10 protein-coding genes are annotated in these 12,148 nt (G+C 72.5%); 1 reads left to right on the forward strand and 9 read right to left on the reverse strand.

The window, feature by feature from the left end:
• Nucleotides 1-238: 238 nt before the first annotated feature.
• From IE265_RS08410 to IE265_RS08450, 9 genes are all read right to left on the reverse strand, one after another.
• Nucleotides 239-1,144 (reverse strand): S1 family peptidase, encoded by a 906-nt coding sequence (locus IE265_RS08410; protein ID WP_190034743.1) that lies wholly within the window; start codon nucleotides 1,142-1,144, stop codon nucleotides 239-241.
• A gap of 239 nt (nucleotides 1,145-1,383) precedes the next feature.
• Nucleotides 1,384-2,169 (reverse strand): DUF1684 domain-containing protein, encoded by a 786-nt coding sequence (locus IE265_RS08415; RefSeq protein ID WP_190034744.1) that lies wholly within the window; start codon nucleotides 2,167-2,169, stop codon nucleotides 1,384-1,386.
• A gap of 4 nt (nucleotides 2,170-2,173) precedes the next feature.
• Nucleotides 2,174-3,484 carry an NtaA/DmoA family FMN-dependent monooxygenase gene (locus IE265_RS08420; RefSeq protein WP_190034745.1) on the reverse strand — a complete coding sequence of 437 codons (1,311 nt, stop codon included), beginning with the start codon at nucleotides 3,482-3,484 and terminating at the stop codon, nucleotides 2,174-2,176.
• A complete protein-coding gene (locus IE265_RS08425) occupies nucleotides 3,481-4,590 on the reverse strand; it encodes an LLM class flavin-dependent oxidoreductase (RefSeq protein WP_190034746.1) in 1,110 nt (369 codons plus the stop codon). Before IE265_RS08425 ends, IE265_RS08420 begins: the two co-directional genes overlap by 4 nt.
• A gap of 188 nt (nucleotides 4,591-4,778) precedes the next feature.
• Nucleotides 4,779-5,750, reverse strand: coding sequence for an ABC transporter substrate-binding protein (locus IE265_RS08430; RefSeq protein WP_373302912.1), 972 nt, complete (start codon nucleotides 5,748-5,750; stop codon nucleotides 4,779-4,781).
• Nucleotides 5,751-5,809: 59 nt separating this feature from the next.
• On the reverse strand, nucleotides 5,810-6,586 hold the full coding sequence (locus tag IE265_RS08435; RefSeq protein WP_308434779.1) for an amino acid ABC transporter ATP-binding protein: 777 nt from the start codon (nucleotides 6,584-6,586) through the stop codon (nucleotides 5,810-5,812).
• On the reverse strand, nucleotides 6,583-7,470 hold the full coding sequence (locus IE265_RS08440) for an amino acid ABC transporter permease (protein WP_190034748.1): 888 nt from the start codon (nucleotides 7,468-7,470) through the stop codon (nucleotides 6,583-6,585). Before IE265_RS08440 ends, IE265_RS08435 begins: the two co-directional genes overlap by 4 nt.
• Before the next feature lie 162 nt (nucleotides 7,471-7,632).
• Nucleotides 7,633-9,411, reverse strand: coding sequence for an FAD/NAD(P)-binding protein (locus IE265_RS08445; RefSeq protein WP_190034749.1), 1,779 nt, complete (start codon nucleotides 9,409-9,411; stop codon nucleotides 7,633-7,635).
• Nucleotides 9,412-10,218: 807 nt separating this feature from the next.
• Nucleotides 10,219-11,412, reverse strand: a complete 1,194-nt coding sequence (locus IE265_RS08450) for a DUF5685 family protein (RefSeq protein WP_190034750.1) — start codon at nucleotides 11,410-11,412, stop codon at nucleotides 10,219-10,221.
• 289 nt (nucleotides 11,413-11,701) lie between these two features.
• Here IE265_RS08450 and IE265_RS08455 point away from each other — a divergent pair, with 289 nt between their 5' ends.
• Nucleotides 11,702-12,139 (forward strand): cell division protein SepF, encoded by a 438-nt coding sequence (locus IE265_RS08455; protein ID WP_190034751.1) that lies wholly within the window; start codon nucleotides 11,702-11,704, stop codon nucleotides 12,137-12,139.
• Nucleotides 12,140-12,148: the final 9 nt, after the last annotated feature.

Genomic DNA, 12,148 nt, shown 5'->3' on the forward strand with positions numbered 1-12,148 from the left:
CGGTTCCGGCACCGCCCGGCCCGGCTCCGGCACCGCCCGGCCCGCGCGCCCGGCTGCGCTCCTCCGCGCCGGCGGGGCCGTACGCCCGGCGTCCGCGCACCTGCGAACCGCCGGGCACCGCTCGGGGGGACGGGAAGCCCCGGTCCAGAAGAGCCCCCGCACCCGGGAACGGGTGCGGGGGCTCGCCTGCTGCTGGCCGCAGGTCGGGTCGCGCGGGTGTCGCTGTGACGCGTACCTGTCAGAAGACGCTGACGCCGTAGGCGCTCAGGGCCTCGGTGACCGGCTGGAAGAACGTGGTGCCGCCCGAGGAGCAGTTGCCGCTGCCGCCCGAGGTCAGACCGTAGGCGACGCCGTTGCTGCCGTAGAGCGGGCCGCCGGAGTCGCCGGGCTCGGCGCAGACCGTGGTCTGGATCATGCCGTAGACGACATCGCCGCCGCCGTAGTTGACGGTCGCGTTGAGGGCGGTGACGCGTCCGGTGCGCGTGCCGGTGGTGGAACCGGTACGGATCACGTTGGTGCCCACGCTCGGAGTGGCGGCGCTGGTGATGTCCACGCTGCCCGCGGTGCCCGACTTGGCGATCGTCGTGTTGGTGTAGCGGACGATGCCGTAGTCGTTGGTCGGGAAGCTGGACCCTGAGGTCGGGCCGAGGACCGTGGTGCGACCGGAGTTGGAGTACCAGGTGCCCCCGCCGTCCGTGCAGTGGCCGGCGGTGACGAAGTAGTTGGCTCCAGCGCTGTTGCGGACGTTGAAGCCGAGGGAGCAGCGCCCGGTGCTCGAATAGATGGCGTTGCCGCCCGCGATCAGCTTGTTGATCTTGCCCGGGGTCCGCTTGATCTCCAGGGCACCGGCGTTGCCGCCCGCGGCCTGCTTGATCCGTGCGATCTCCGCCTGCGAGACGGTGCTGTCGACCGTGACGACGACCTTGTTGGTCCTCGCGTCCGTCGCCCAGGCAGTACCCGGCACATCCGCCTTGAGCACCGAGGAGTTGGCGCTCTTGAGCTGAGAGGTGCTGAACGTCTGCGCGTCGCTGGCGTTGGCGGCGGGGACGGTGAATGCGGCCGCGGCCACGAGCCCGGTGGTCACGGCGATCAGCCGGGTCCGTCTCGCGATTCCGCTGCGGGGGGTGGTGCGCTTGGTCCTCACTGTTCGTTCCCTCCAAAGGGAAGTCGGGGGCCCGCGTGGGGTCGGGGCCCGTGAGGCGCACGCCAGGAGCGGAATGTCCGGATTCCGAACACGCTGTGCCCCTGACAAGGCGCGCTGGGGGGAGTATTCGGCCGCACACCCGACGGGCGCAAGGGCGCCTTTCGGCCGTGGCACTTTCAACTTACGTGTCCCCCAGTGCGGTTGACGCGATCGTCGACAATGTGTGGATGCCGCGCGGATCACGTGAGCAGATTGCGCTCACCGGCGGCGATCGCCGTGCTCAGCGCGTTGCCCGGCGGCGGGAAAGGGCAGATGAAGTGGTCCGCGAACGCGCACGGCGGAAGCAGCGCACGGTTGAAGTCGACGGTCGTCCACCCGTCGGCACCGGGTGCCGGGGGACGCAGGAACCGGAAGCGGTGGCTGCCGCGCCCACTGGTGGCATCGCCGAAAACAGCCCACAGGGAATCGTCCGCCTGCACCGACACCTGGAGTGTCAGATCCCTCCCGTCCAGGGCGAAGGCGAGTTCGCCGCCGAGTTCCAGACCGCGTTCCCGCCCGTCGGCGTTCGCCACGCGCACGGTGCGGTCCCGGTCGTACGGCGTGAAGCGCCCCGGCACCGACCAGCGGGGATCGTACGGAGTGGCCTCGATGCCCCGGAACGCCCTGCGCGCCGGCGCGTCCGGGTCGAAGTCGCGTACGCCCCATGCCCCTTCGCGGACGAGCACGACGAACCGGCGTGCCCCGTACGCGACCCGGGAGGCGGCGGCCCGCCCCGGGTCCGCCGCGAGCCTCGCCCCACCGGAGAAGGGCCGCCCGTCCAGGGTGAGGCCGTCGGAGGCGCCGGCGGTCAGCACGACCGCGTCGCCGTCCGCGGTCCACCGGCCGGGCATGCCCGGCAGTCGCCCGTCCGGATGGTCCCCGATCCAGTGGGTGCCGGTGAGGGCCAGCGGCCCGTCGGGCGCCGAGACTGCCTCGGTGCGGTGCTCGTGCCAGCGCTTCCAGTCCTCGGCGGCGTCCGTCGTCATGTGGTCAACCCTTCCATACGGGGTCCGGCAGCCCGAGGTGCGAGCGCAGCGTCGTGCCGGTGTACTCCGTGCGGAACACACCGCGTTCCTGGAGGAGCGGCACCACCCGGTCGACGAACTCGTCGAGCCCGCCCGGTGCCGGATGCGGTACGAGGACGAAGCCGTCGGCCGCGCCCGCCGTGACGAACGCGTCCATCTCCGCGGCGACGGACTCCGGGGTGCCGACGAAGGACTGGCGGCCGGAGGCCTCGACGACGGTCTGCCGGATCGAGAGCCCCCTCTCCCGGGACAGGGCCCGCCACTCCTCCGCCACCGCGAAGGGGTCGGCCACCCCCACCCGGCCCCGCGCGGGGCCGGACTCCGGTTCGGGGTCGATGTCGGGCAGGGGGCCGTCGGGGTCGTACGAGGAGAGGTCGACGCCCCAGACCTGCTCCAGGGCGACGATCGCGTTCCGCGGGGAGATCTGCCGCCGGCGGATCTCGGCGGCCCTCTCCCGTGCCTCGGCGGCGGTGTCGCCGAGCACGAAGGTGACCCCGGGCATGATTCTCAGATCGCCGGGGTCGCGGTCGTACGCGGCCAGCCGGCCCTTGACGTCGGCGCAGAACGCGCGGCCGGCCTCCAGAGTCCCGTGGCGGGTGAGGACGACGTCGGCCGCCGCCGCCGCGAACTCTCGGCCCTCCGCCGAGTCCCCGGCCTGGATGACGACCGGGTGCCCCTGCGGGGAGCGCGGGACGGTGAACTCCCCGGCGATGTCGAAGTGCCGGCCGTGGTGCGCGAAGGGACGCGACACCCCGTCCGGTGTCCAGGAGTCCCACAGTTCACGGGCGAGCAGCACGAACTCGTCGGCGCGGGTGTACCGGTCCGCCCGGTCCAGGAAGCCCCCGCGCCGGAAGTTCTCCCCGGTGAAGGCGTCCGAGGAGGTGACCACGTTCCAGGCCGCCCGGCCCTCGCTGAGATGGTCCAGCGTGGCGAGCCTGCGCGCGAGTTCGAACGGCTCGTTGAAGGTCGCGTCGACCGTCGCGGCGAGCCCGAGGCGGTCGGTGACGGCGGCGAGCGCGTTCAGCACGGTGATCGAATCGGGGCGTCCGACCGCGTCCAGGTCGTGGATCCGCCCCTGGTGCTCGCGCGGCCGGAGCCCTTCGGCGAGGAGGAAGAAGTCGAACAGGCCGCGTTCGGCGGTGCGCGCCAGATGCTCGAAGGACGCGAAGTCGATCCGGGACCCCGACTTCCGGTCGGCCCGGACGGTGGTGTTGCCGACGCCCGGGAAGTGGGCGGCGAGGTGCAGTTGCCTGCGGGCCCGCGTATCCGCGCTCATGACGCTCCCCCTGTCTCGGCGTACCGGTTGGCGGGCCGGGCCAGCCCGAGGTGCTCGCGGAGGGTGCTGCCCGGATAGAAGGTGCGGAACAGGCCGCGGTGCTGGAGCAGTACCACCGTGCCGTTGACCAGGCGTTCCAGGTCTCGGGACGGCTCCACGGGGGTGAGGTGGAAACCGTCGACGGCACCCGTTCCGTGCCAGGCCGCGATCAGTTCGGCCAGGTCGACGGGCCCGCCGCGGTACAGCGGGCCGCGGGGGCCGTTCCCGCCGCCTCCCCCGAGTTCGCGCTCCCTGGCGAACAGGGCGGAGCCCCAGCCCGGTTCGGCGACGCGTTCACCGGCGCCGAGGTCGACGGTGAGCGCCGCGAGGACGCGCAGCTCGTCCGGGTTCCTGCCGTGGCCGACGGCCGCCGCGTGCAGCAGGTCGCGCACGGCTCCCGCCTGGGCGGGGTCCGTCGCACGGATCAGCGCCACGTCCGCGTACCGGGCGGCGGTCCGCCGGGCGTGCCGGTCCGTCGCGTCGACGACCCGTACCGGATGCCCCTGCGGGGGGCGGGGCACGATCGACGGGCCGCGTACGGAGAAGGTGTCGCCCTCGAAGTCGACGCGGTGCAGCCTGTCCCGGTCGCCGAAGCGGCCCGTCGGCTCGTCGCGCATCTCCGCGCCGTCCTCCCAGCTGTCCCACAACCGGGCCGCCACGTCCGCCACTTGGCCGGCCTCGTGCCACAGCGCGTCCGCGGGGAGCGCGTGCCTGCGGCCGAAGAGCCGGGCCTCGCCCTCGGTCGTCGACACGTCGATCCGCCAGCCGGCGCGCCCCCGGCTGACCCAGTCGAGGGTCGCCAGGGCGGCCTGGACGTGGAACGGCTCGGTGTGGGTGGTGGTGACGGTCGGCACGAGACCGACCCTGGTCGTGGCGGGGGCGACCCGCGCGAGCACGGCGAGCGCTTCGGGTCCTGGCCGTGCGAAGGAGTCGCCGAGGGTCACGAAGTCGAGGCCGCCGCGTTCCGCGAGCCGCGCCGAACCGATGTGGGACGCGGCGTCGAAGCCCGCTTCCTGGTCGACGGCGGCGGCCAGGTGCAGGAGCCTCGAACCGTTCGGTCGGGGCATGGTGGGGGAGCCTTTCCAAGGAGGTGGCTCCGCACCGCCGCGCGCACGGCGGTGGGGAGCGGCGGTCTTCCGGGACGGTCCCGGAAGCCCTGACGGGCCGGGGCGCCCGCACGGTCTTGGCGCCCCTGCCCCGGGTGCCGGGCCGGCCGGTCCTCGCGCGGCCGGACACCTGTCGGCCGGACGCCCGGTCAGATCTTCGGCAGGCCGGGAGGGTTGATCTCGGACTTCGGCACGGCCTCGCCCGACAGCCCCCACCGCTTGAGCACGCGGGCGTAGCTTCCGTCCTCGATCACCTGGTTGAGGGCGGCCGCGTACGCGTCGACGAGCCCGCTCCCCTTCTTCGTGGTGGCGGCGATCTTGCCCTGGAGCCCGTCCCCCGCCCCGGAGAGCGTTCCGGCGATACGGGACTGCCTCGCGGTGGCCACGTGGTAGGCGGCGGACGGGCTCGGGCCCAGGTAGGCGTCGATGCGGCCGGACTGGAGGGCGAGGTAGTAGTCCGTGTCCTTCTGGAAGTACTTGATCGTGACCGGCTTGCGGCCCGCCTTCTCGTTCTGCTTGCTCCAGTCGACGAGGATCTTCTCCTGGTTGGTGCCGGAGGAGACGGCCACGGTTCTGCCCGCGACGTCCTCGGGGGCGTCGATGGTCCAGTCGTCGCCCTTCTTCGTCTCGAAGGCGATGTTGTCGAGGCGGTAGGTCGCGAAGTCGTACTTCTCCTTGCGCTCCTCGGTGACGGTCACGTTGGAGAACACGGCGTCGAACTTGCCGCTGTCGAGCCCGACGAAGAGGTTCTCCCAGGAGACCTCCTCGTTGTCGAGCTTCAGTCCGAGGGTGTCCGCGACGAGGGTCGCCAGGTCGATCTCGGAGCCGATGCGGGTCTTGTCGTCGGTCGCGTAGAAGCCGAGTGGCGGGGAGGCGTCGGCGCTCTGGCCGAGCTTCAGCGTGCCGCGCTCGCGGATCGCCGCCGGGACGAGCGCGGCGATCTCCGCGTCCTTCTTGCCGCGGACCCGGTTCTGGTCGGGGCCGATGTTGACGCCGCCGACCTTCTCGGTGCCCCTGGACCCTCCCGTCCCGGTCGCCGCGTCGCTGTCACCCCCGCAGGCGCCGAGCAGCGGGGCGATCACGAGTGCGGCGACGGAGGCGGCGAGGGTGCGTCGGGACATCACGTAAGGACTCCTTTGATCTGAAGGGTTCTGCCGGGTTCGGGACGGCGAGGTGCCGGTCACAGGACTTTGGAGAGGAAGGCGCGGGTGCGTTCGTGCCGCGGCGCGTCGAGCACGTCGCCGGGGCTGCCGCGCTCGACGACGCGGCCGTCGTCCATGAACACGACGGTGTCGGCGACCTCGCGGGCGAACCCGATCTCGTGGGTGACGACGATCATCGTGGTGCCCTGGTGGGCCAGGTCCTTGATGACGTCGAGGACCTCGCCGACCAGTTCGGGATCGAGCGCGGACGTCGGCTCGTCGAAGAGGAGCACTCCGGGCTCCAGGGCGAGCGCGCGGGCGATGGCGACGCGCTGCTGCTGGCCGCCCGAGAGCTGCCGGGGGTACGAGTCGGCCTTGTCCGCGAGCCCGACCCGGTCGAGCAGCCCGCGGGCCGCCGCGGTGACCTCCCTGCGCGGCCGTTTGAGCGCGGAGACCGGGGCCTCGACGATGTTCTCCAGCACGGTGAGGTGCGGGAACAGGTTGAAGTTCTGGAAGACGAACCCGATCCGGGTGCGCTGTCTGAGGATGTCCCGCTCGCGCAGTTCGTAGAGCCTGGAGCCGGAGCGCCGGTAGCCGATCAGCGAGCCGTCCACGCTGATCCACCCCTGGTCGACCTTCTCCAGGTGGTTGATCGTGCGCAGCAGGGTGGACTTGCCGGAGCCCGATGGCCCGAGGATCACGGTGACCTCTCCGGCGCGGACCTCCAGGTCGACCCCCTTGAGGACCTCCAGCGCGCCGAAGCTCTTGTGGACGGCCCTGATGTCGACCATGACGGGGGCTGCGGGTTTGCTCATCGGGCGCTCCCCTTGGCGAAGTACCGCTCGACGTAGTGCTGGAGGACCGAGAGCACGGTGGTCAGGAGGATGTACCAGGCGGTCGCCACCATGAGCAGCGGTACGACCCGGCCGTTGCGGCCGTAGATGACCTGGACCTGGTAGAAGAGTTCGCCGATGGCCATCACGGAGACGATCGAGGTCCCCTTGAAGAGGGAGATCACCTCGTTGGCGGCGTTCGGCAGGATGGACCGCATCGCCTGGGGGAGCACGATCCGCCGGATCTGCCGCAGCCTGGGGATGCCGAGCGCGGCGGCCGCCTCCAACTGGCCGCCGTCGACGGCCAGTACGCCGCCGCGCACGATCTCCGCCGCGTACGCCGCCTGGTGCAGCGCGAGCCCGAGCACGGCCGCGCTCATCGCTCCGACCAGCCCCATCGTGTCGAAGGAGAGGAAGCCGGGTCCGAAGGGGATGCCGAACCGCAGCTCCTCGTACAGATAGGCCAGGTTGAACCAGAACAGGAGCTGGACGATGAGCGGGATGGACCGGAAGGCCCAGATGTAGCCGAAGGCGACCGTCGTGAGGAACCGGCTCTTCGACAGCCGCATGAAGGCGAGGACGATGCCGAGCGCGAAACCGAGCGCCGTTCCGTAGACGGTGAGCTGGAGTGTCGTCCAGACCGCTTCGAGGATGACGTCAGCGGTGAAGAACTCGGCGAACACCCCCCACTCCCAGCCCGGGTTGGTGGCGAGTCCGTGGATGAACTGCGCGAGCACGACGGCGGTGGCCGTGATGGCGACCCAGCGCCAGGGATGGCGGACGGGCACCACCTTCAGCGCCGCGTAGTCGTCGCCCGGCGGTGCGGGTTCCTTCGTTCCGACAGGTGGGTCACTCGTCAAGGACATGGGTTCCTCGGGGTGTTCGGCAGGAGGACGGGAGGGGCGGACCCGACGGGAGCGGATGTCACGCGGTGGGCGTGAGCCGTTCGACGGGAGGGGGCGGGGGACCGCCCGGCGGGGACGCGTGCCGCCCTGTGTCCGGCGGGACCGTGCCGGTGGGCGGGGTGTTCAGGCGGCGGCGCGACAGGACAGCGCGCGCAGGAAGGAGAGGGCGGCCCGCGCGCCGGCGTCGTTCTGCCTGAAGGCCGGTCCGCCGGTCCGCGGCCGGGTGAACGCCCCGGAGCCGCGGGCGTCGGTGTGCGGACCGAACGCGAACCGGCGCGGGTGCGGGCTGCCGGAGCGGTCGAGGACACGCCCGTCCGCGGGGTCGACGGCGAGCAGCCCCTCGGGCGTGACGGCGGCGCCCTCCTCGTACAGCTCGCCCAGCAGCCGGTCCCGGCTCCGTTCGACCGTGGGGTGCGGCAGCCGCGCCTCGACGAGCGCCCGCGCCTCGACGTGCTGCCCCGGTACGGTCGCGCTCGCCGCCCGGAAGACGCCGTCCGCGGCCGTGACGGTCAGGTCAGCGCCCAGGAACGTGAGGACTCCGGCCCTGGACAGGGCCAGCATCTGCTGCAGCCGCGGCGCGGGCGGCCCGGAGGCCAGGAAGCTGAAGAAGCCGTGCCACCAGGGGCCGACGTCACCGAGGCGCACCAACTGGCCGTAGACGGAGAGCAGTCCGAGGAAGACGGCCAGGTCGGGACTGTGCGAGGGGTCGTGCCGTCGCGCCACGTCCTGCTCGACGCGGGAGCGCAGGTCGTCCTGGAACGCGTCGTACGAGGCGTGCCGCACGGTGTCCAGCGGGCGGTCGAGCGCGGCCGGGTCGAACCGGTCGGCGGGGTCGGGCACCGCCGCGGCGGCCAGGGCGCGCAGCTCGTCGCCCGTGCCCGCGGCGTAGCTCCGCTCGAAGTCGGCCCACTCCGTGCGGGTGCGCTCCGGATGCGCGGCGAACAGCCGGTGGTAGTGGGCGAAGCCCAACTCCTTCTCGACCAGTGGCCACACGTCCCGCCGGAAGTCGAGGCGGCCGGGTCGTGCGAGGAGGCCGTCCACCTCGACGGGCCCGAAGAACCGGGGCAGCGGGGGCCGTTCGCCCGTCCAGTCGTAGCCGATCTTCGAGTGGTACGGGACACCGCGCCGGGAGCCGACGTGGAGTAGGGGCTCACGTCCGGACGGCAGGTAGGTCAACTCGCCGTCCGGGGACCTCTCGTAGCGGCCGCCGCGGCCCTCGGTGAGAAGCACCGTCAGGTCGACGAAGGCGAGTCCGAAGCCGCGTACGATCACGGGTTCCCCGGCGGCGAGGGCGGACAGGTCGCTGTCGGCCGTGAAGTCCGGCGGCAGGTGCACGAGTCCGTGGGTCCGGGCGTACTCGGCCAACTCGCGCTGTTCGTCGTTGTGTTCGGCATCGAGGTGGCCGAGTGTGAGGACGACGAGGTCGGCGAGGAGAGGGCGCGGGAGACCGTCGAGCCACACCTGCTGGCGTCCCTCGCGCGGGCCGCCGACCCGCACCGCGCGTCGGGCGTGGTGGCGGACACGGATCTCCGGCGGGAGCGCGGCGAGGGTGTCCTCGTGGACCCAGCGCAGGTAGGCGCCCTGGGTGCGCCGGTCCGCGAACACCCGCCCGTCGAGGCCCGCCCACTCGTGCAGGGTGGGGCCCGGCCGGACGGGTCCGGCCATGTCGACGGACTCGTCGGTGAACATGGTGACGTCCTGGGCCTGCGAGTTCATCCACAGCAGGGGTGACTGCTCCTCGCGCCAGATCCGTCCGCCGCCCGGCGGGAAGGGGTCGACGAGGTGCACGTCGAGTCCCTGACCGTCGTACAGCTCGGGCGCGTTGGCGGCGATGCGCTCCAGGAATCCGACCCCGCGCGGGCCGGCGCCCACGATCACCAGCGACGGACGCCCGGTGCTCATCGCGTCCACCGGCCGGGCCGCGCCGCCCCTCGCGCGGGCCGGGAACGGAACCCGACCGCGCAAGTGGCTTGCCAGTGATGGGAGTTGATGCCCGGAGGCGTCCTGGGATGCGGCCGCGGTACGGCGGGCCGGGAAGGGGTGTCGGAGGGCATGCGAAGGCTCCGTGATGCGTCGGTCGGGCACGGCACGACTGGGTGCCTTCACACGGAGCGCGGCGAAGCGCGTACGGCCGAGCCCCTCAGCAGGGCCGTCCCTGGAGGGTACGGGTGCGTTTCCCCTCGCTGTCAAGCATGTCCACACTGTGGGCGGTGCGTCTCAACTCGGTTGACGTGAAACCGGATGCCTGTTCCACTGAGCGCATGCATCCGCAGCAGTGGCTGGTCAAGCGCTCCCACATCGACCTCGGTCGAGTGTGGTCCTCCTCCTGTTGAGCTGACCCCCTGCGCGCCCGCTCGGACGGGTGTGCTCTCCGCGTTCTCCACGCAGGCGCCTTCACACGCACACCCCTCCCCTCGCGCACCCCGCTCCGCCGTTCCACGCCGTTCCATGCCGTGCAGTTCCATGCCGTGCCGTTCCGCTTGCCGCAGCTCCCGGCCTTCCGCCCGGCTGCTCCCGCAGGTCTCCGCGCCCGCGGACCCTGTGCCTCGCCGCGCCCGCGCACAAGCCCGGTCGGCGGGCGGGCAACCCACTGACCGTCCGTCAAGGTGCCGGGACCACGGCCCGGTCCACCGCCACGGCCCCGGCGGCCGTGGCGTCCGGGCGTCCCGGCGGACTCCCCGGACGGCGGGCCCGGGGCGCCGGCGTGCCTCAGCAGCTGCAGTCGCACCCGCAGCCGTCGCAGCAGTTGCCGCAGCAGTCGCACCCGTCGCAGCAATCGCAGCAGTCACTGCAGTCGTCGCACCGCTGGCAGAGGCCCTCCTTGCGCTCCCCCGTCCACGGGTCGTCGTACTCGCAGCACATCTGGCACGTGCAGGCCAGCCCCATCCACACCGCGCAGCCCGCCAGGAGTCCTCGGCGGTCGCGGCGCGGGGGCTCGGGCGGCGGCGGGGCGCCCGGCCCGGACGGCGCGTACGGGTTGCCCGGCGGCGGCCCGTACAGCTCGCCGCCGTGCGGGACGCCCGCGTGCGAGCCGCCGTGCGAGCAGGCGCTGGTGCCGAAGGCCCGGTCCACCGAGTTGCGCAGCTCGTGCGCGAGCAGCACATGGGCCAGTTTCGCGTCCGTGAAGTCGACCTCGCGCAGCGCGAGCCGTATCCCGTGCAGGGCGTCGTCGGCGAGGCGGCGGGCCTCCGGCAGGGGCGTGCCGGTGGCGGTGAGCGGATTCCACGCGCCGGCCGCCGCGTCGGCCTCCCGGTCCTCCACGGCGTCCAGGAGGTGGGCGAGCCGTCCGAAGAGCCGGCCCGCCTCCGCGAGCGGCTCCGCGTTGCCGGGCCGTCCGGCCAGGACCGCGGTGTGCGCGAAGGCCGCTGCGGTCGCGGTCTCGGTCGGCTCGGTGACCGTCAGCAGCGGGGTGCCGGGACCCGCGAGCGCCTCGATGCCCGTCTGCCGCTCGACGGCGTCCACGAGGACGGCGGTGTCGAAGCCGACGGCGGAACCGGTGCGGGCGCCGGCGCGGCCCCAGTTCGCCGCCACCCGGCGCGCCGCGAGCGCCACCGGTCGCCGGGCCAACAGCCCGTCCCCGTCGGCCACGTGGTCGCGGACCTTGGCCGAGGCCAGCACCAGTGAGACGGCGGCGGCGAGCCGCGCCCCCTCACCCTGAGCGACGGACGCGCCGCGCATGCCGCGCAGCGGACACGGCCCGGCGGTGCGCCGCCAGGCGCCGGCGCGATCGGCCTGAGCCTCCGTCAGAACCGATATCAGCAGGCCGTCGTAGTTCGTGACGACCCGCGCGAACTGCCCGTGGTCCCCGCGCAGTGCGAGGCAGAGCCCGCACAGATGCGCCATCCACTGGGTCTTGAGGCTCTCCCCCAACCGGTGCCGGCAGGGCCTGACGATTCCGAACATGTGGATCCCCCGTGGTGTCTGTGACGTTGAGCTGCGGCATCGTATCGACCGCTTCGTTCACCCGTACGCTCCAGCCGTCACCCGTACGCCGCGAAGAATCATATTTCACTCTCAGTCAGCAGCGGTGTACGTCAGGACCCTTGGGGTACGCGGGCTCTCGACGAATTCCCTGTGCACCAGTACCGTCACGAATCCCCCGCGCGGCGTCTATCCCCTTGGCGCGACATCCGCATCATGGACGACCATGGGGAGGCGGAAGCACGAAAGACCGCTGTGAGAGGAGGCGTCCATGGGATCGGTGCGCAAGGCGAGTGCCTGGCTTGGCCTCGTCGACGACAACGATGACGAGCGTTACTACGACGACGACTACACCGAGGGCTCCACGCCGGGAGACGCCTGGGTCACGGACCCGCGCGTGAAGGTGGCGTCCGACGCCGCCGAGGAGAAGGGCCGCCGGATCGGCACGGTCACCCCGGACAGCTTCCGGGACGCCCGTGGCATCGGAGAGCTCTTCCGTGACGGTGTCCCCGTCATCATGAACCTCACGGCCATGGAGGCGGCCGACGCCAAGCGCGTCGTCGACTTCGCGGCCGGCCTGATCTTCGGCCTGCGCGGCTCGATCGAGCGTGTGTCGAACCGGGTTTTCCTGCTGACCCCCGCCGACACCGAGATCGTCAGCGGGGAGCCCGTCGGCCGTCGCGCGGACGGCTTCTTCAACCAGAGCTGAGGCAGGGCC

It is taken from the genome of Streptomyces fructofermentans, assembly GCF_014651055.1.
Classification (GTDB): Bacteria; Actinomycetota; Actinomycetes; order Streptomycetales; family Streptomycetaceae; genus Streptomyces; species Streptomyces fructofermentans.